This is a genomic window from Spirochaetota bacterium (assembly GCA_017999915.1).
Taxonomy (GTDB): Bacteria; Spirochaetota; UBA4802; order UBA4802; family UBA5550; genus RBG-16-49-21.
This window is the reverse complement of record JAGNKX010000001.1, coordinates 926,555-947,546: the sequence shown is the minus strand read 5'-3', so window position 1 is coordinate 947,546 and position 20,992 is coordinate 926,555. Positions and strand designations below refer to the sequence as shown.

Below are 20,992 nucleotides of genomic sequence, written 5' to 3'. Positions count from 1 at the left end.
GCGCCGAAATGGCCAAAAACGCCCAATTTAATGTTAACGACCGGTACGTTTCCCCCATGCAGAACATGAATCTCGACATTGCCATCCCGGAAAACATCCTGCCGACGATACTGAATATCGCCGGCAGGTTTCGCGACGCCGGTTTTCAGTGCTATCTCATCGGCGGTTCCGTGCGCGACCTCATCCTGGGCAATGAAATATACGACTACGATTTCGCCACTGATGCGCGGCCCGAAGAGATCACGCGGCTGTTCCGCAAGACGATCCCCACGGGCATAAAGCACGGGACGGTTTCCGTCCTGGCGGACCAGTGGCAGTTTGAGATCACGACATACCGCTCCGACGGAAAATACATCGACGGCCGCCATCCGGATTCGGTCTCCTTTTCGAACGACCTCAGGATCGACGTGGACCGCCGCGACTTCACCATTAACGGGCTCGCCTTTGACCCTCTCACCGGCGAGCTCATCGATCACGTGGAAGGCCTCCGCGACTTGCAGAGCGGCATTATCCGCACCATCGGCGATCCCATTATGCGCTTCACCGAAGACGGCCTCCGCCCCATCCGCGCCTGCCGCTTCGCCTCGAAGCTCAATTTCACCATAGAGGAAAAAACCCTCCGCGCCATCACCGAGACCCTCGGCGTGGTGAAGGGCGTTTCCCACGAGAGGATCCGCGATGAGTTTCTCAAGATCCTCGAATCGGAAAAGCCGTCGCTGGGCATCGAATACCTGCGGACGACCGGACTCCTTCCCCTCTTCCTGCCGGAGCTGGCGGAATGCCACGATGTTTCGCAGAACCGCTACCATATCTATGACGTGTATTACCACAGCGTCTATTCGTGCGACGCCGCCCCCCGCGAGCACCCCATGATACGACTCGCCGCGCTTCTCCACGACGTGGGCAAGGTGCCGACAAGGCATCCCGGCGAGGACGGCGATTTTACCTTTTACAATCACGAAGTCGTCGGCGCCAAGATGGTTAAAAAGATCATGAAGCGCCTCAAGTTCTCCAATGAGCAGATCGAGACGGTCAACAACCTGATCCTGAACCACATGTTTCATTATACCGACGAATGGACGGACGGCGCCGTGCGCCGCTTCATCCGCAAAGTCGGCCTCGAGAACATAGAGGACCTCTTCGCCCTGCGCATGGCCGACCGGAAAGGGAACGGCGCCCGGAAGGGCCTTCCCGCGCCGATCAACCGGCTGAAGCAGCGGATCGACCATGTCATAGAGCAGGAAAACGCCTTTTCGGTCCGCGACCTGAATATAAACGGCACGATTCTCATGGAGGAATTCGGCCTTGAGCCCGGGCCGATAATCGGGATGATTTTGAACCAGCTCCTGGAGACCGTTCTTGACAATCCCGAGCTGAACGAGCGGGAAAAGCTGACCGCCCTGTCCCGGGAAATTCTCGATCGGCATCGACCCCCTGAATAAATGGCTCCATAAATTGCTTGACGGTAACGATTAACCCTCCTATTATGATTGAACGGATGTACATAAAAAACCATCCACAATTTTCTGAACAATTATAATCACCGACATGGTTGATATAACCAATAGAAAAATAATATCCGCCAAGATAGAGAAGGGAGAACCTCTCAAACTTCTGTTTAAATACGTCAATGAACAGGTGCTCATGGTTCTCAACAGCGTGCTCGCGCGGCTCCTGTCGAAAAACGACCAGATATATCTTCTGAATTCCATAATCACCATCCTGCGCGAGCTCATTATCAACGCGCTGAAGGCGAACACGAAGCGGGCCTTTTTCATGAAGAACAATCTCGACATAAATGACGCCCCGCAGTACCAGAAAGGAATGGACAAGTTCAAGAAAGAGGTTGTGGGCGATTTCGACTCCATCGAGGACGATCTCAAGCGGAGCGATTTATATGTCCAGATTTCCTTCGAGCACGATTCGGACATGATCAAGATCACGGTGGCGAACAATTCGCCGATCCTGACCGTTGAGCTGGACCGGATCAATTACCGCATCCAGAAAGCGATCCAGTACAACGACTTTTCCGAAGCCTATTCGGAGATCGAGGACGATACCGAAGGTGCCGGCCTGGGCATCGTTCTGACCATACTGCTCCTGAAGAACATGGGCATCGACGCCCACAATTATAATATCGAGAAAACGGGAAAAGCCACCATCACCTCCCTCGCGATTCCTTCTGTCCTGAAATCGAGTGAAATAACCACGAAGGTGAAAGAGCACATTCTTAACGAGATCGACGGGATCCCGACCTTCCCGGAAACGATCATACAGCTCCAGCATCTCTGCCGGGACCCCGACTCAACCATGGACGCCATCGTCAAGAACCTGAAGATAGACCCGGCCCTGAGCTCGGACGTGATCAAGCTTTCAAACTCGGCGGGCATCGTCCCGGGCAAGCGCATCGAGGACATCAAGACCGCCGTGGTAACGATCGGCCTTAAGAATCTCGAGGCCATTCTCCTGGCGAGCAACGCGCGGCGCATCTTGAACGAGCGGTACAGCAGCTTCGAGATGATATGGGAGCACTGCAACAGGGTGGCATTTTACGCGCGGAACATCGCCTTGACCTTCCGGCAGTCCGCCATTGTGGAAAACGTGTACATGGCTGGCCTCCTCCACGACCTGGGAAAGATCGTGCTGCTGGCAACCGACAAAAAACTCGTCAAGAGGATCGCCGACATCGTGAACAACAGGAAAATCACCACGACCACCATGGAGGAAATATCCATCGGCATCAGCCACTCCACCATCGGATCAATGATTTCCAAGAACTGGAATTTCCCCGAATACCTCGTTGAGGCCATTAATTACCATCATTCGCCCTACAACTGCAGCGCCAAATACCGAGACGTCGTCTATGCCATTTACCTTGCCAACATGATGGTCGGCATCGAGGACCGGCGGTACAGCTTCTATTACATTGACGAGGGCATTCTCGAAAAGTATAATCTCCTGGATATAAACAAATTCACGGAGCTCCACGCCAAAATAAAGACCAAGTTCGAACCCTCGAAAAACAGTTGAGATTATTCCTGTGGATGGAAGGGGGCCGCCTACCGTCCCCTGATGTCGCCGCCGCCCCGTGATCTCTCGCTGTTGTCGACCTTCACATCGACGAACCACACGGGAGGAAAGGAAAGGCCGTTGGCGCTGTAATATTCGGCGCGCCGCACGATATCGCTCAGGCTTGCCTTGATGCACTGGGGGAGGTAATCCGGCCCGATGCCCTTGATCACCGGCACGAGGGATACGCCGTAGGCCGAGTTGACGTCCTTTTTCACCATGACACCCAGGGAAAACATATGGCCGGCTTCCTGTCGGTCGATAAAGTACTTGATGAAGTCCTCGCTGGGCGCGGACACCCAGAACGAAACCTTTCCATCAGATATGAGGGCCTTCCCGGCTGAAACGGCCGCGGTCCCTTTCCGCGCCTTCCCCCCGGTCATGCCCCGCCTGACCAGAAGATCGACGTTGTTTTCCAGCGGCTCCTCGTTGATGACCCGATCATTCGTGATCCGGGAATAGGATCGGGGAAGATCATAGGGTGTCGGTATCCCCTTCTTTTCGCTGATGAACACTTCCTCGAGAAATGATTTTGGCTTCCCCTGCCGACTGCGGGACCCTTTCTTCGAAAAGAGGCCCTTTTTCCATTCCTTGTCCGGAAACCGCGACCTGAAAAGCCTCCCGTTTTCCATGTACAGCTCAACGGCCTCGCCGCCGGGATCAAAGATCTTCTGGTGATAGGCGGCATGGGAGCGGGAGCCGCCGGTGCTTTCCGCCAGCCGGCCCAACTCCTGGCTCTGGTCGCCGGACATTCCGCCCATAGAAACGGTGTTAATGATGATCCCCTTGTTGCGCGCCGCAACGCCCAGTCGGTCCGCGCTGCCCGAGCTGACAGGGGTATTGGATATCACCACGATGGCCTTGCGGGCATCGGCTCGCCACCGCACGCTGTTCACGGCATGGCGCAGCGATTTCATGAAATCATCCTTCCCGGCGCCGCCGGCCGGCTTCAGGTTATCCAGACCGTTCCGCACCGCCACGATCGAATTGACGGATATGGATGACGCGGGATACGCTATCGTATCGGAAAACGGCACCAGGTAGATCCTGGTATCCATCCTGCGGTTGTCTATCAGGTGCGAAGCAAGGCCGATAACGGCGCTTTTTACCGGCTGCCAGTCCCGATTAATCCGGTATGACAGGTCCAGGAGAAAAACCAGGTCCATGGAACCGCCGCCGGCGCCTGCGTCCATGGGAGACTTTGTGCGAAACAGCCTCAAAGCCTCCTTTATTTCTTTTTGCGCGAGTCCGATAAGCTCGCGGTCCGACACCCGGGCCCTGGCAACCACTTTCCGGTCGCGGACCGAGTATAGGACGCTGTCGGAGCGGTACCGGTCGCCGCCACGGGCGAGATTTCCGAGGAGGAAATAATCGATATGCAGGGTGCTCCCCATCATGTCGAGATCGTCTTTTGTTATGATGTCCTGGGAGGACAGCTTCCAGCGTGCCAGGTCCAGATGTACCTGGCGGGGAGAGGTGATCTCCACATCATCCTTTAGCACCATGGAGGCCACTGAAAGGAGCCGCGCATATTCTCCCCCCGTTGATTCCGGAAAATCAGAGGAGGGATTTTCTATTTTGTAGGGGATGACGGCTATCTCGGCGGCCTGGGCCGCGGCGTAAAAAAAAATTAACGCGACGGGCAGGAGCATTCTCAGTTTCATCGTGAACACCCGTGACTAGTGCCTGGTGCGGGAAATGAAATTCTGCACATGAATCGCGAGAGCGCTCTTCATTCTCGGCCCGAACCGTGAACCGTGAAAATCTATGCCTATCATGCAGCGGCCGTCATCGAGCTTGTAAACCCATACCATCTGACCGGATATGACGATGGGATTCTCCTCTTTGAAATTCATTTCAAGCATGATGACATTCTGGGTGACCAGCTTTTCGATCATCTTGCTGTCGCCGAGCTCGATCTTTACGCCTCCGGCGGACACGTCGATGATCTTTCCCTGAAGCTTCGATTCTACCAGATTCCCGTTCCGCACCCTCTCCGAGAGGTCATTGATGGACGAACGGATCCGCTCGACCCGGGCCGCGTCTATGACGGTATCTTTGTTGATGGCGGTAAGGTAGGCGATGGGAAATTCTTTCCCCACCAGGGGCTGATACATCACCGGCATGACGACAAGGGACTTGATGCTGACATTGTTGTTCTGGAGCCAGCGCTGCAGGTCATCCCGGAGCTCCGCGGATTTGATATTCTCAAGAACGGCGCCGTTCTCCTTGAAAAAACGGGGCAAATCCGACATGTCCGGAATGTGGAGCGTGGAGCCGGACTCCATGACATACTGGACAACGGGCGTGATGTCCTTGTCCTCCTTGTACTGCACCTTTTTGATATCCACGCCGTCGATCTTACCAATGAACTCCTCGACGATCATCCGCACCGACAGCGACTTCCTAAAATCGCTCTCGCGCTCCCTGATTTTGATCGTCGCGATATTGGTCGCCATGGGGAACTCATCGACGAACTCGTACCGCTCATGCTCCCGCTTATCCAGGGCGATCGAGCATTTTGTGATTCGCATGTTATAACTGTAATCGGGAAAGGCGGGACCGGCGGCGGAGATCTTTTCTAAAACAAAATCTATAAACCGCTCCCTCAAAACCGTGAAAATCTCAACATGGTCCTCTTCAAGAGGCTGTTTAAACCGCAGCACGAGAACATCGTCTTCCGGTCGTTCCAGATACTCGATCGGCTCCCTTTTAAATTCCACGCGCAGGAAAAGCTCTTTTAAATCGACATACTTCTCAATTATCCTGTTGATCGCTTCCACCTGGGTAGCGCTTTTCAGCTTCCGTGGATTGTCGCGTAAAAATGACATAGTGTATCCAAATCCCGAATGCCCGGCATGGATAAACGCCGGGACCATATTGTATCATCGAACGATACCGGTTCAATGTTGAGAAAAAAACCGCCGGTATAGGGCTGGTAGGTTTTAATCTGCGGCTCTCGGCATACAGCTGCGAATTATTCATCATACTCATAATCTGGTGCGATATGCGGCAAAAAGCGCTCTGACAGGGCATCCTGATGGCCATGATACGGATAATAATGGCGGCGATACCGGTGATAACGGCTCCAGCGCGATCCCTTCTTATTATATTTTCCTATCTCGTCATCGCGCCACCTATGGTAATCGCCATAGAGGCTGTCACGGCGAAAATCGCGGGCGTCGAAAAACTCTTCCGGCATGGCAAGGCGGCCGTGGCGATACCGGCAGTCACAACGATCGTAACAGTCATAGAGGCCCCGGTAGTCAGTGCCGCCGTAGCAATCATCACAGCTGGCGCCGGACTTTCCGCACCCGGAGAGGAAGAGGGGCAGCAGGACCGCGGCAATCACGGAAATAACGATTTTATTCATAGTCATCCTCCCTTCAGCTGATATCCGGTTATATGTCCCATAAGACGCCGTCAATTACAGGCTACGGGCCTTTTGTAAAAATGTCAATCCTTTCATGGAGGGATTATTTCGGCAGGGCTGCCTTCCCGATGGCCGCGCCTGTTCCCGCGGTCAATAACTCCATCCCTGGTATAGGGGGGTGAGCTCGCATTCGTTGGGGAAGGAACGGTCTGAGATGAGCAGGACGGTTTTTTCCCTGCGTTCCGGTCTCCCTCCCGGTTCCTGTGGCGGGAGGTGATAACCTTCGGTCTTGAGCCTGCCGTAATATGTAATACCCTCCCCGAGTCCATATTCAACCAGGAGGAGCGCCGTTACCTGTTTGTCGTCCATGATCGAGCGGAGAGATTTTTCTTTTGCGGACCGGGGATCGACAAGGTCTTCCTTTGCGTATTTCCTCTCAAAGGACGGGTTGAGGCAGGTGCGGACCTGGCTGTATCGCACCGGGACAGCCGCGCTACCGAAGATGACGGTAAAATCCTCATCCGTGTGGTACAGCATCTGGTGCGTTGAACGTATGTCATCGACGCCGATATAGGCCACGGTCTCGTAATGGACATACCGTTTCCCGGTAAAAAACGATTCACGTGGCGCGCCGCGCACTTTCAGGGCAAACGATTCCTTCCCCCGCACCTGTTTTGCAAACTCGTGGAAATCCATGGTCCTGGTAACCTGTTTCTTTGCCGGGAATGCCGGATTCTGCAGCGCCGCCAGTAACGCGCAGAGGAGAAACCCGGCACATGCGCTCCCTGCCCTCATGGTCCCGGGCGCTCCTTATACCACGCCGGGGATGGGTTTCATGAGGGATGTTCCGTCGTAAAGGAATTTTTTCGACCCCTGGAACTCGTCTCCCAGTCCGGAGGCAATGTAACAGCCTCCTCCGATGCGCGCGCCGTCGGCGATGCGGCAGTCTTTTCCGATGAGGGTGATGCTTGAAAAAAGCGAGCGGGGAAAATCGGAATTCTTAATGAATTCCTCGCTAGACCCGATCCGGCTCCCGTTCCCGATATTCAGGTAGGTCGATTCCTCTTTCAGGTCGGTGCGCTCATCGATGATGGAACGCATGATGCGCGCTCCTGACCCTATCCGGTTATGGGGCAGTATGATCGAATCCTTTACCACGGTCTGCTCGCCGATTTCAACGCCCGGGTATATGATGGAGTTCTCGACGGTGCCGTTGATCTTGCAGAAATCCGAAACAAAGGACCTGACGATCTTTCCGTGGCGTCCCACGTGGGCGAAACCGCCCGAGGCAATGTGGCTCTTGATGATCTGCTCGCGATAGAGCATGCCGAAAATTTCCGGGTCCCATATGATATCCCGGCTGAGAGCGTAATATTCCGGCACGTTCTTGATGGGCCAGTAATAGGCGTCGAAGCTGCTTTTAGCGATCCCTTCGTTGACGAGGATATTGATGATCATTTCGAAAAGGTTAGGCGCGGTTCTCTTTTCCTTGATGGCTGACTTCACCACATCAAGCAGGGTCTGCTGGTCCGAGATGAGGACCGTGTAGGCCATGGTGGGCTTGCCGTCCAGGTTCAACCGGAACAGCACGGCGCCGGTCTTCTTGGCCTTGTATTTCCTTATGATCGTGGAAAAATCGATGATCGAGGGATTATCGCCGTTGTATATGACGTAATATTCCGTGTTGCTTTCCAGGATAAGATTATAGCATACCTTGATATCGGAGTACTCGCGGGTTATGACTTTGATGGGAGGGAATTTCATGTCGCCGAAGGGACCATACCGGTCGACATATTCCCCGAGATCATCGTCAAGGTTGTTGTAAATGATGGTTGTGCGGGCCCCCGAGGTAAAGGAATTCCGCAGGGTAAAGTCAACGACCCGGAACCTCCCGCCGATGGGAAGCATGTACCGGGACCTCGATTCGTTCAGGGACAGGAGCAGATCGTTTCTGGTACCCGGATATGATATGATAGTAAAATCTTCCATTACCTGCATCCCCTCTGTATCACGCCCTGAATGCGCCCTTTCCATGATTTGGACACGGCTAAACTGATTTATATACATAATTAGCGCAATAAAAAATCAATAAAAAAATTCTTTTAAAGCTCTGGAACCATAGAACCCTTCATCACAATGATAAAAACCTGAAGCAACCGCCATAAAATACCCATAGCAGGCTACGGGGTATTTTGTCGCATAATGTTTTGCGCGCTCTTATTCCCGGAGCTTTGCTCCGGGAATAAGAGCGCGCTGCGATCAAATAGTGTTGACAATATTCCTGAATGATAATTAATACATGAATCATTGAAGTTCTTCGAGGAACAGTTGAAAGCAATAGAGAAAAAGCGTGAGACAATGGTCTCGGTTCAAGCCCTGGCCAAGCACTTCTCGACCAGGAAAGCCGGGTTCTTCGAGCGCCCCGGGACCATCAGGGCCGTTGACGGCGTTTCTTTCTCAATACCGGAAGGGCAGACCCTCGGCATGGTGGGGGAAAGCGGGAGCGGGAAAACCACGGCCGCGCGGTCGATCCTGCGTCTCATCGAGCCCGATGCCGGGGAGATCGTCATAGGAGGCACCCGGGTCCATGAACTGGACCGCGGCGATCTTCGGGCCTTCCGGAAAAACATGCAGATCGTCTTCCAGGATCCCTACAGCTCCCTCAACCCCCGCATGACCGTGGAAAAAACAATCACCGAGCCGCTCCGGATTCACACCACCATGAAGCAGAGGGAGATCAATGCCCGGTTTGAGGAACTGTCGTCGCTGGTGGGCCTTGAGGCGTCTCACCGCGACCGGTATCCCCACGAATTCAGCGGCGGCCAGCGGCAGCGGATCGGCATAGCCCGGGCCCTGGCCCTTAATCCGCGGTTCATCATCCTCGACGAGCCGGTCTCGGCCCTGGACATGTCGATCCAGGGGCAGATCCTGAACCTTCTCCATGATCTGCAGAAAAAATTGAAGCTCACCTACCTCCTGGTGTCCCACGACCTGGCAGTGGTAGAGCATATGAGCGACCGCATCGTGGTGATGTACCTGGGACGCATCGTCGAGGAGAGCCCGAAAAAAAGCCTCTATGCCGGCCCGCTCCATCCCTATACGCGGAGCCTGATAAAGGCAGTCCCGGAGACGAGGGCCGGAAAGCACGGATTCAGCGTTATCACGGGAGAAATTCTCTCTCCGGAAAACCCGCCGGAAGGATGCCATTTCCACCCCCGCTGTCCCCATGCCATGGATATATGCAGGAAGGATTACCCTGCGATGAAACAGGTACGGCAGGCCAGGGTCGCCTGCCACCTCTATTGATCGGCAGGGCCGCCATGACAGGCACCGCCCGCAGTTCATTACCCGCCGTCATCCTGCTCCTGGCGGCAACGCTCTGCACGGGCCTACCCGCCGCGGCCCGCGAGGATTTCACGTACCTGAATTATCTCCTCCACCTGGCCCGCAAGAACCCGGACGACGCAGGTCCCAGGGACCGCATCTATTTCAAAAACGACATCGTATACTGCACCGGCGAAAGCACCCTCGCCGAGGTCAACAACAGCGCCGCGGCCAGGATGGAGACCGGGGATTTTGCCGGCGCCCTGGAAATCCTGGAAAAAGCCCTCAAGAATTCCGCTCTCTTTTTCCCCTTCCGCTACAACCTCGGCGTATGTTGCCTCCATCTCCAGGACCTGCAGAAGTCGCTCCTCCACTTCAAAAAGGCCCAGGCCGTGGTTCCCGAGTATTCCGGGACCTATCTCCAGATGGGTGCCATCTACCAGCGATGGTACCAGGACAACGAGGCCATCGACGCCTATCGCCAGGCGCTCAAATGGAACAAGAACGAGCTGAACACCTATGTTCTTATCGGCGATCTGTTTTTCAGCAGGCATCAGCTCCAGCTGGCAAAAAAGTATTACGACCAGTGCCTGAGGATCAACAGCCGCTTCAACAACGCCATACTGGGGAAAGCGAAGATCCTGTTCATGGAGCAGGATTATTACAAGGCCCTGAACACCCTCAAGGCGATAGACACCCGCAAGGAATACGACAAGACCTATCATTATTTCTACGCCGAGACATCATTCAAGCTGCAGGACTACAGGACGGCGAGCGAACATTACGGCATTCTGCTGGCGAACAAAAGCGACAGGTTTTTCGTCACCCATTCCGTCACCCTGATCGAGCACAAGCTCAACCTGAGCAACCGCTTCATCGAAAAATAGCCGTATCGGGGAGGCGGGCGCATCAATCGATGATGAGCCGTGATATCTCCACCTTGTAGAGGTTATGCACGTTGGTGAGCATTTTACGGACGTTCTTTATCAGTTCCCGGTCCGTCGAGCGCTTCTGGACGTACCGGTCTATCTCGTCGAGCTCGTTCTGCAGCTGTCCCCCCAGGTTATCAAGTCCCCGGGCGATCGCCGCAGACGACGGGGCCCGGCTCCCCTGCTTGAGTCTCTTGAGCTCGGCCTGAATCTGCTGCTGCATCTGGTTCCGCTTTTCTTCCTCTTCCTTGATCCTCTTGATGGTTTGATCCGAAAGCTGGGCGAAGTTTATCGGGTTCATCAGCTCGTAGTTAGTGACGGGAATCCCGCTCATCGCGAGCACCATCCGCGGGATTTCCCTCACGCTGAAGGAGTCCGAAATCAGCTCCATCGTGGCGTGGTCTATGACGGTCTTGTTCCTTACGGGCAGACTCGTGAAAGCCCTCATCATGCGGGGAAAATCTATTATTTCATCGTTGATAATGCTCACGGTATCCGTCACAAGCTGCAGGTACATGTCGATGTTCCTGTCCGTGACCCGCAATGAGTTGAAGGCCAGGATATTTCTCTGGATCTTAATGGCCGAGTCGGCCGCCGCCTTGGCGCTGGAAAAATACGCGACGATATTGCTGTTCGAGAGCTTCGTGATGGTCCCTCCCCCGTCGCTGATGGCGGAGGCGATGAAGGCCTTTATCCTGAGGTTCAGGCTTATGAGATCGGGAATGCTCCCGGCCAGCGATGTCAGGCTTCCCTCGGCCAGGACCATGTTGAGGATCGTCAGCCGCTCCCTCTTCAGGCCCTCGACGGATATGAGTCCCGGCTCCTGCGGTGACGGGACCTGCATCCCCTCGATGACGGGAGCCTCGTACTTGCGGAAGATGTTCACCACGAATCCGTCTATTTCCTTCATCTCCTCCAGAGAGAGTTTCGCGATGACGGGAATTATATCCTTCGAGATCCCGTACTCCTCCTTGAGCAGCGAGAGAAGGAAGAAGGAAAATTCGATCGACTTCAGGTCCCCCAGTATCGCCAAAATATCCCGCTGGATCCCCTTGTTCTTGATCACCAGCATGTCGCGGATCGACCTGAGGGCGTCCTTGTTTCCCAGCTGGGCCAGCAGGAGGCACGAGAAAATCCGCACCTTGATACCCGGGTCCTTCAGGTACTCCTGCAGGTAGCGCATGAGCTGGCGCTTGTTGAAGCTCTGGCTGTCGGTGACGATCATCGCGATGGCCCGCACGATGACATCCTTGGAATTGTCCTGCCCCATCTTGTAGAACAGGTCGTTCAGATAATCGATGTCCCCGTCGAACCGGCACTGGCCGATCCCGAGGACGGCGAGGCTTCGTATCGACGCGCTCGGATTGCCTGCAATGACGCTCTTGAATATCTGGTTTGCCGTGATGTTGCCCGTGATGTCCCTGTCGAGGAGTATGGTCATCGCCGATTCGACGATGCCGGAATCCTCCGCTATCCTGTTCTTCATGAGCTCCAGGATGATGTTAAGGGACCTCTGTTCGGTGAAGAGGGAGAGAAGCCCCAGCGCGTTTTTCTGATCCTCGGGAGCGCCGGTGGTGATCATGACCTCGATCTCACCGAGCATGTAGGAGTAATTCAGGGTGGAGAGGGTGAGGACCGTCGCCTCCAGGATATCGCGGTCCGGGTATTTCTTCAGGTAATTGTAAATGTTCACCAGCACCGAGGAGGCCTCGTCGATATGGAGGAGGCTGATGACGCGGCACAGCCTGATGATGCGGTTCCGGAGATACAGCTTCTCGAAATTCAGGTCTTCGAGGCGCGACGCGGAGTTCTCCCGCGACTTGCGGTCCTTCTCCAGCATCACCTCCATGAGCAGGGCCAGGTCTTCCACGCCTTCGCCCTCGAGATAGCTTATCCGCTTCGCGAGGCTGGACACGATATGCTTCACCAGGGAGGGATCGTCATTGGTCAGGAAGGCGATGATCTCCTTTTTCACCTCCGGCGTGCAGTGGCTCAGGATGAACCTTCTGATCCGCTGGAAGCTTTCCGGAAGGCCCTTCTCTATGACATCGGTGATCATGAAGGACTTCCGGTAATTCTCGAAATAGGTTTCCAGGGTGACGACGATATAATTGTACAATTTGTCCTTGAGAAGATTGAAGGGACGCGTATCCACGGGCATGTTGAAATATTTGACGAAGATATCGACGATCATCTCGTTGAACCTGTCGATCTCGGTTGAAATGGCGATCAGGTTTCTGAAAAGCTTGTCCGGGTCCCTGAGACGATCGATGTTATGATAAAGCGAAAACAGGACCATGCTGATCAGCTCTATGTCATTGGAGGTGAGGGCCTTCATGGTATAGATCAGGTATTCCCGGTGGTTGCAGGCTATCATGGCGCAGATAAAGGCGTTTTTCGTCTCATTGGAATAGGTATCGAACTCATGGGTCATCTTTCCAAGGAGGACCCTGATATCAAGGACGATCTTGTCCTCGCTGTCGGGAGAATAGGTGTAGAGCCGGTCGTCTTCTGTTTTCACCTTGCTGGCCTTGTCGGCAAGATCGACCGCGAGACCGTATATGGCCTTGTAGGCGGAATAGCAAAAGACGTCTTCGCCCTTTTTCAGGATCTTTTCAAAAAGGGCTATCGATTTGAACGACGAGAGGGATTCAATCGCCAGAGACCTGAGCTGCGGATCGACGCGCTCGGTGTTTATGACCGATACCAGGAAATTCAGCACCTCCTCGGCTTCCACTCCTATCGTTTTTAGCGCCTCGAAGGCCGTGGCGGCGACGGCGGGGGAATATCCCAGGTCCTGCTTCTTTTTTAAAAAATTAATGATATCCTTGATGTTATCCGCGCCCCCCAGCCGCATGATGTACTCAAGGACCATGATCCGCTCTTCATCGGTAATATTTTTCTCAAGCTGCGAAAGAAGGACAGGAAGCCCGGCGGGATTATCGGAGGTGACCAGTGTCGCCAACGCGCTGTAACGTATTTCCGGACCCTTGTCAAGCTCCTTGGACAGTATGCTCAGTCCAATGTCGGATTTCAATATGCCCAGGACCTTGTGGAATGCCAGGCGCTCGTAGGGAACCAGCTTAAAGCTTCTGCTGATCTCAAGCTTTATGGTTTGCAAGAAACTCTTTTCTTCAGCCACGTGTTTAATCCCCGCTCATTTCTTTCCTGTTATCAGGATTTGTATGGATTCCATTGACGCACATATAAAGTATAGCCGGGATCATACCGCCACGGCAATAAAAAAATGATATGCCCCTCTATTATTGTTATCGTCATTTACGCCAATAAATTGTACACCCTTAACGTGATGGCGAAGATCATGATCCATGATCCGGAATTTTCAGCAATAGTATCGATGGTTCAGGGCGCCACAAAAAGATTTTGAGGAATAATTGTTGACATAATAATCCGTTGCACCGACATATTCTTGTTGAAAATTAAATCGAAATGGACATTCAATGAAGGTAATACCTGTTATTCTTGCCGGCGGGGCCGGAACACGGCTCTGGCCTCTCTCGCGGGATGAAAAGCCGAAACAGTTTCATAATCTTTCAGGATCGGGGACGCTCCTGGAAGAGACTATAAAGCGCATGCTCCCTCTTGATCCTGAACATTGCATCATAGTCACGTCAAAAAAACATGAAAACCTCTCCAGGGACGAAATCGGCAAATTCAAGCTCAGCGGCACCGTGCTGTCCGAGCCGCGGCCCCGCAATACGGCGGCGGCCCTCCTCTACGCAGCCCTGTACATAAAGAAACGCTTTGACGATTCCATCATGATTTCCCTGCCGGCGGACCATCATATCAAGAATACCGATGAATTCACCCGCATCCTCAGGGAAGGCATACGCGAGGCCGAACAGGGCAGGCTCGTGACCATCGGCATCAAGCCCACCTACCCGGAGACGGGGTACGGCTACATCAAGGCGATGGACGGTCCGGGCCCCATCTATCCCATCGACACCTTCGTGGAAAAGCCCGATATCGACCGCGCCCGCCAGTACTTCGAGTCCGGGAATTACTTCTGGAACAGCGGCATCTTCGTATGGAAGATCTCGGTTCTTCTGGATCAGTACCGGAAGCTTCTTCCGGACCAGATATCGGCGTTCCAGCCCCTGTCGGAACTGACCCCGGCGGAAATCGCCTCAAATGACGGCAAACCCTGGGAAATAAAAAAGAAGATTTTCGATGCCGTTGAATCCATATCGGTGGACTTCGGCATCATGGAGCGGGCAGAAAACCGCATCGTCATCCCCGGCGATTTCGGCTGGACCGACCTGGGCAGCTGGAAATCCATCGACGATATCCTGCCCCCAGACGGAAGCAGGAACCGCTCGCCGGAGAAGGACATGGCGATCTTCCTCAACTCGGAAAACTGCTCCGTGTTCACGGAAAACAGCCGTATCAGCGTCGTGGGCCTGTCCAATATCGTCGTAGTCCAGGCCGGAAACGAGATCCTGGTCATCAACAAGGACTCATCGCAGGACGTGAAAATAATAGCCGGCATGGTAAAAAAATAAGAACTAAAACGCCATCCCCTTTATCTTGATGGTAGTATCTTTAAAAAGCAAGGAGCGGACCGTCATGATCAAAAAACTCGCGTTCATCCAGGCAGCGCTTATCCTCCTACTCCCCTCGGCCCTGTATCCGGTGGAAATATCGTTCTTCCTCGGGAGCATAACCCTGACCCGCGGCGGGAAACCGGCCCCCGTGGCGGTGGGGAAAAAACTCCAGACCGGGGACTACCTGAAAACAGGAAAGAATTCCTATCTTGAAATCATGTACGGGGACGGCGGCAAGATCAAGCTGAACGAATCGAGCAGCGCCACCATCGGCAGCAAGAACATCTCCGGTTCCGACAGCGTTTCCCTTATATCCGGGACCGCCTCCGGAAGCATAAAGAAGCTCATCAAGGGCACCAGCAAATCCTATTCGCCGACGATCGTCTGCGCGGTCCGGGGGACGGAATATACCCTCACCGTCAGCACCGGCGGCGACACCCGCGTCGACGTGAAGGAAGGCACCGTGGAGATTATAAGCCCAAAGGGATCCGCCGCGGTGAAGGAAAATGAAAAATCCGAAACCCCCATGGGGGGGAAACCTGCCCCCTCGAAAGGCAGCGCCGAGGAGTGGAAAAACAGGAACGACCGTGACTTTGAAAAAAATACCGCGGCCCGTTCCGAACGATACGAGAGCAATCTCAAGTCCTTCGACGATCGCAACAAGGAAACAGGGGACGCCATTGTAAGCGTTCGGAGCGCCGTTGACAATGCGGACAGCAAGGAATCGCTGGAAAAAGCCGGGGACATGCTGAACGGCGCCACGGAAAGAACAGAGGACGACATCCTGATGAACGAAGCCCTCAACCACTCCGCGAAGGACATTGCCGAATCGTACAGGGGGAAGGACGGCGATGTGAGCGACCGGTACCGCTCGATAGAGAGCAAATCGGGCATCGTCGCCAATCAGCAGAGAAAGAACCTCACGTCGCTGCAAAAAATCAGGGAGGACTACCTGAAGGCCCGCGACAAAATCATGGGACGGTACAAGAACAAGCTGGATGATATAAAGTCCCGGTTCAAGGAGAAGAAATCCGGCATATAAGAGCACATCCAAAACTCATGACTCAATCTAAAAAAGGCCGCGATTAAAATCGCGGCCTTTTACGTTACGCCTTGATGATCTTCCTGTCCAGGGAAACCACCTTCTCGCCTTCCCGCTCCACCAGCTCCGAGATGGCCGGGTTGTACCGGAACCGGAGCACGTTGAGCATGAAAATCTCGAGCTTGTTGACGATGCCCGGCGGGAGGATGTCCCCGTCGATCTCGACCGAAATGACCGGGAAGCGCCGCTCCCGCGACCAGGGGGTAATGAGGCCCTCGATCACCCGGCCGATGAGGCAGGCGAAGGGCGATATGTTCACGATCCCGGAAAAGTCCTCCATCATGGCCGTGGAGGCGACGCCGCTCGATATGGATATCTCGGAATAGAGCTCGTCGCTGACGAAGTGCTTTTCCGCGTTGCCCATGATATGCTCCATGTCATGGGGCGTACGCGGTATCAGGTTCGTCACCTCGAGGGCCTTCTTCACCCTCTTTTCGACGCTATGCTTGTATTTCTCCTCTATCTTCCACGCCACGAGGTCGCGGAAAACCCTGGAGAACGGCTTCTTATACCAGGGAAGGAGGCCCAGGCGCTTCTGTATGTCATGCTTCCTGGTGTAATCGCAGTAGTAGATCCATTCCGTGATGCCGGAAACCTTGGCGATGATGCCCCGCTTGCTGAACATGCGTATCATCTCGTCCACGGCAAAATCGTCCCGGCGCACGAATATTTCACCCACGATGAGGACCTTCGGCGTATCCTCGATCCTGCGCTTGAGCGGAATCTTGGCTATTTCGACCGCGATGCGCCGGAGGGCGGGCAGCACCTTCGCGATATCGGTCTCGGTGATGTCGATGAGTTCCTGCCACAGCTCGTCGTACTTGGCGATGGCCGTGACCGGGTCCACCGCGCAGGTGCGGAGCGACGTCTCGATGTCCTTCATGAAATCCGCCACCACGAGGCCCCACCAGGCGCTCTTGCTGAAATGCGGTCCCAGCTCGTTGTAGGAGTTGTCCGAATCGAGGGTGACCACCACCACGTTCTCGAGGCGCATGTCCTTGAACAGGTTCTCGTAGAACACGAAGTACTGCCCGGTGCGGCACGGGCCGGTCGTCGTGGGTACGAAGAGCAGGTATATCTCGTCCTTCCGATATTTTTCTGAGGAGAAATACTTGAGTGCGGCCCCAAGTACCAGCTGCGAGGGGAGGCACTCCTTGCCGGACATGTGGTTTCGCGCCATCTGCAGGGTATAAACGTCCGGGAGGGGCATGGCCTCGGCCGTGATATTGGCAGCCCGCAGGGACGCCGCCAGGAGCTCGGAGGAAAGCCGTCCCATGCTCGTGAGGAGCATCTTCACCTTCTTGTTCCCGAAGATATCGATCTTCCGGTCGTTCTTGAGGTCCATGAGGTGGAGCGGGTCTACGCCATTGTTGATGAAGCGAAGCCCGTTGTCGTAGCGCTCTTCCCGTATCTGGTCGAACTTGGAGCGGTACCCCTCGATGATGTCCAGGAAGGCCTCGACCCTGGTATCTACCCCGGCGTCCGCCGAGTGGGAATCGAGCTCCAGCACCAGGAAGGGCTTGGTACCCATGATCCACTTCACATAATGGAGCATGAACGAATCGGGGGCGCAGGAGAAATTGGTTATATACGTGATGAAAATGTTCGGCTGGTCCTTCAGGACCACGCTCGCCCTCATGTCCTGCTGGCCGTAATACCAGTACATGTTGTCGAATATATGGGCCTCGTCGACGGGCAGCATGTCAAAGGGGATGACCGAGTAGCCGCGGGTGGTGAACTTCAGGGGAATGCCCATGTTGGCGTCGCGGGTGAAGGCGTTGTAGGGCCTTCCCAGGATGGCGATGACCGGGTGCTCCGCGGCCTTTGCCTTTTCATAGGCGTCCCGGCCCATGGCGTGGTAGCGTTCCCAGAAATCCTTCTGCCTGGCGCAGCCGATGTCGAAGGCTCGCCGCACCTCCCGCTCGGGGATGCCCATCTCTCCTCCCATCTTGATGAATTCCTCGAGGGCCTTTTCCAGGCCGAACTTGAAGCTGACAATGGGCGAGAGGAACTTCTTCTCGTCGATCTCCGGGAAGGCCTTCTTGATATAATAGGGGAGCGACTGGGTGATGGGGCAGAAGGTGGCGTGCACCTTTTCCTCGTAGCTCTCCAGGTCCCTGAAATGGGGCACGAAGATGTAGTCAAGGCCGGAATTGATGATGTCCTGGACCGCGCCGTGGGCTATTTCGGCCGGGAAGCAGTAGGACCCCTCGGTGCGGGCCACGCCCTCGTGGGAAATGTCCTCCGACAGCCGCACCTCTATGCCGAGGCTGTGGAAAAACCATGCATAGAGCGGCCACAGGGTGTACACGGAAAAGGCCTTGGGCACGCCCACGACGAAATCATATTTCCTGACGAATTCCTCCTTCGGCGGGGCGCATTCGTGGAACATGAGCTGTTCCCGCTTCTCTATATAATTGAAGACCTTTGATTCGTCGATGTTTTTCTTCTTCCTCATGTTGGCGTACTTGTTGCACCGGCCGCCGAACATGTACTTGTGGCCGTTCACGTTGAGCACGCGGATCGGACAGTCGTTGTCGCAGGCCTTGCAGCGGAACTCGCGCTCGTACACGATCTTCGTGTTAAGGATCGCGTCGATCTCAAAGGCGCCCTTGGTTATGATGCCGTCGTGAAATTTCTGCTTTGCCAGGATCCCCACGCCGAAGCAGCCGAGCAGCTCCGGGTCGGGCGGAATGGTGATGTTCTTGTTCATGAGCATGGCGAAGGCCAGGGGCACCGCCTTGTTCAGGGCCACGCCCCCCTGGAGGACGATGTTGTCCCCGATGGTGCGGTTCCCCACGACGCGGTTCAGGTAATTCGACACGATGGAGGTGATGATGCCGGCGGTGATGTCCTCCCGCGAGGCCCCGAGCTGGATCGCCTTGCGGATATCGGAGTTGATAAAGGCGGAGCACTGTTCCCCGAATTTCAGCGGGCCCTGGGCCTGCACGGCGATGTCGCCGATGTCCCGGACGTTGGTGATGTTCAGGTCCCCGGAGGCGGATTCCTCCAGGAAGGAGCCGGTCCCGGCGGAGCAGGCCTCGTTCATGGCGTAGTCTATGGGGACCTTGTTCTTGAGCAGGGCGTATTTCGCGTCCTGCCCCCCGATCTCAAAGATGGTGTCGATGTCGGGCTTGAAATAGGTCGTGCCCACCGCATGGGCGATGATTTCATTATATACGGCCGGCGTCTCGAGGAACACGCCCAGGATCTCCCGCGACGATCCCGTCGTGGAGGCGAGGGTGATGTTGATCTTCGCGTCGCCGATCTGTTCGTTAAGCTGTTTCTTGACCTCGGTCAGGCACTCCTTCAGGGCATTGACCGGGTCGCCGTGGGTGCGGCCGTAATGGGACGCGACGATCTCGTCCGTTTCAATGTCAATAAGGGCCACCTTGGTGGTGGTGGAGCCGCCGTCCACGCCGAGGATATACTCGCCTCCCGGCTTCGCCGCGCCGCGCCGGGATTTCAGGTAATGCACCCTCCCCTCCACCGTCGTGAGGCTCTTGTAGCGGGCAAACTCGATCTGCTGGGGCTTGAAGAGATTGCCGATGCCGGGGAAGGGGCTCCCGGAATTCCGGGCCAGATGGGCCGCGCCGAAGGCCTCGAAATAGGGGGCCTCTTCCGGAACGATGATCTCGATGCCGGGCATCTTGTCCTTAACGAACTGGATGATATACTTGTTCCGGGTGACGCCGCCGGCAAGGAGCACCTTTCCGGAATTGATGCGCGCCCGCTTGAGGAAATCGACCACCTTGGTCGCCATGACATCGGTGAGGGACAGGACGATATCGGCCTTGGTGGCCTCGCCCTTGTTCAGCTTGTGGGTGCAATCGCTCTTCATGAACACGGAGCAGCGCGACGACATGTGGCACACCTTGGCCGTATCGGGCACGGTCGCCACGTCGTGGAGGCGCAGGTCCATGCGCCCGAGCTGCTGCTTGAAGAATTCGCCGGTCCCGGAGGCGCACTTGTTCCCGGCGAAACTGGTGATGATCCTTCCATTTTCATCGATCGTGTACACGACGAAATTCTCGCCGCCCAGGGAAACCACGGCGTTGACATTCAGGTTGAGCTGTGACAGGGCCTCTTCGATGCAGATCGATTCGAGTACGTTGTTCGTGTTGATCAGATAGCGGCCTTCCGTCCCGGTCACCAGGGATGGCACGCCGGGAGAAACGCTGTTCTCGACAAGTATCGTTTTCAGGGTCTCGAGAAAATTGCCCTCATGGGCCACGTATGTTTTCCAGAGGACCTTCTTGTCCTCCAGGAGCACCGCCTTGATGCTCGATGAGCCGATATTGATTCCTAAACTTTGCATAGAAGAATCCTCCCGGTAATACTCTTGTTATTTCTATTTTTTATATGTAGTGCGATAATAAGAAATGCAATCTTCTCGTATCCTCAGTGATAAGAATCGCTTTTTACCCGTGGCATAAAAATAAGAAAAGCAGTAAAATGATGGGCCCATAAAAATATCTACAATTTTTTTTGTCCATTAAGATTTTTTATTGCTAATCAATTTATTATTGCCCCATTAAAAGAAAACGCCTGTTTCCCTTATTGCACATCTGATACATTAATAAATCCCGCTGCGTATCTCTTCAAAAAACCGGCGATATAACCAGTTTAT

The 20,992-nt window shown here is 54.8% G+C and carries 13 protein-coding genes; 6 read left to right on the top strand and 7 right to left on the bottom strand.

What is annotated here, in order from left to right; translation table 11 throughout:
• Positions 1–8: 8 nt before the first annotated feature.
• Entirely contained in the window at positions 9–1,442 is a 1,434-nt protein-coding gene (locus KA369_04005; protein MBP7735115.1) for an HD domain-containing protein, read from the top strand.
• Between the two features lie 106 nt (positions 1,443–1,548).
• The gene (locus KA369_04000) at positions 1,549–3,030 is read left to right on the top strand and encodes an HDOD domain-containing protein (GenBank protein ID MBP7735114.1); all 1,482 of its coding nucleotides are present in this window, start codon (positions 1,549–1,551) and stop codon (positions 3,028–3,030) included.
• A 29-nt stretch (positions 3,031–3,059) separates the two neighbouring features.
• On the opposite strand, the gene KA369_03995 is transcribed toward KA369_04000, so the two are convergent.
• From KA369_03995 to KA369_03975, 5 genes are all read right to left on the bottom strand, one after another.
• Positions 3,060–4,733: a VWA domain-containing protein gene (locus KA369_03995; protein ID MBP7735113.1), complete on the bottom strand. Its 1,674-nt coding sequence runs from the start codon at positions 4,731–4,733 to the stop codon at positions 3,060–3,062.
• 15 nt (positions 4,734–4,748) lie between these two features.
• Entirely contained in the window at positions 4,749–5,900 is a 1,152-nt protein-coding gene (locus tag KA369_03990; protein MBP7735112.1) for a DUF1577 domain-containing protein, read from the bottom strand.
• A gap of 146 nt (positions 5,901–6,046) precedes the next feature.
• Complete coding sequence (locus tag KA369_03985) at positions 6,047–6,442, bottom strand: hypothetical protein (protein MBP7735111.1); 396 nt, start codon at positions 6,440–6,442, stop codon at positions 6,047–6,049.
• Between the two features lie 150 nt (positions 6,443–6,592).
• Positions 6,593–7,237: a hypothetical protein gene (locus tag KA369_03980; protein MBP7735110.1), complete on the bottom strand. Its 645-nt coding sequence runs from the start codon at positions 7,235–7,237 to the stop codon at positions 6,593–6,595.
• A gap of 15 nt (positions 7,238–7,252) precedes the next feature.
• The gene (locus KA369_03975; GenBank protein MBP7735109.1) at positions 7,253–8,431 is read right to left on the bottom strand and encodes a hypothetical protein; all 1,179 of its coding nucleotides are present in this window, start codon (positions 8,429–8,431) and stop codon (positions 7,253–7,255) included.
• Between the two features lie 369 nt (positions 8,432–8,800).
• On the opposite strand from KA369_03975, the gene KA369_03970 reads away from it, so the two are divergent.
• On the top strand, positions 8,801–9,748 hold the full coding sequence (locus KA369_03970) for an ATP-binding cassette domain-containing protein (GenBank protein ID MBP7735108.1): 948 nt from the start codon (positions 8,801–8,803) through the stop codon (positions 9,746–9,748).
• 14 nt (positions 9,749–9,762) lie between these two features.
• On the top strand, positions 9,763–10,653 hold the full coding sequence (locus tag KA369_03965) for a tetratricopeptide repeat protein (protein MBP7735107.1): 891 nt from the start codon (positions 9,763–9,765) through the stop codon (positions 10,651–10,653).
• Positions 10,654–10,675: 22 nt separating this feature from the next.
• Here KA369_03965 and KA369_03960 read toward each other — a convergent pair whose 3' ends face one another.
• Positions 10,676–13,837 carry a hypothetical protein gene (locus KA369_03960; GenBank protein MBP7735106.1) on the bottom strand — a complete coding sequence of 1,054 codons (3,162 nt, stop codon included), beginning with the start codon at positions 13,835–13,837 and terminating at the stop codon, positions 10,676–10,678.
• Positions 13,838–14,156: 319 nt separating this feature from the next.
• Here KA369_03960 and KA369_03955 point away from each other — a divergent pair, with 319 nt between their 5' ends.
• Both KA369_03955 and KA369_03950 read left to right on the top strand, forming a co-directional pair.
• On the top strand, positions 14,157–15,218 hold the full coding sequence (locus KA369_03955) for a mannose-1-phosphate guanylyltransferase (protein MBP7735105.1): 1,062 nt from the start codon (positions 14,157–14,159) through the stop codon (positions 15,216–15,218).
• Between the two features lie 64 nt (positions 15,219–15,282).
• Complete coding sequence (locus KA369_03950) at positions 15,283–16,302, top strand: FecR domain-containing protein (GenBank protein MBP7735104.1); 1,020 nt, start codon at positions 15,283–15,285, stop codon at positions 16,300–16,302.
• A 64-nt stretch (positions 16,303–16,366) separates the two neighbouring features.
• On the opposite strand, the gene KA369_03945 is transcribed toward KA369_03950, so the two are convergent.
• Complete coding sequence (locus tag KA369_03945; GenBank protein ID MBP7735103.1) at positions 16,367–20,680, bottom strand: activase; 4,314 nt, start codon at positions 20,678–20,680, stop codon at positions 16,367–16,369.
• Positions 20,681–20,992: the final 312 nt, after the last annotated feature.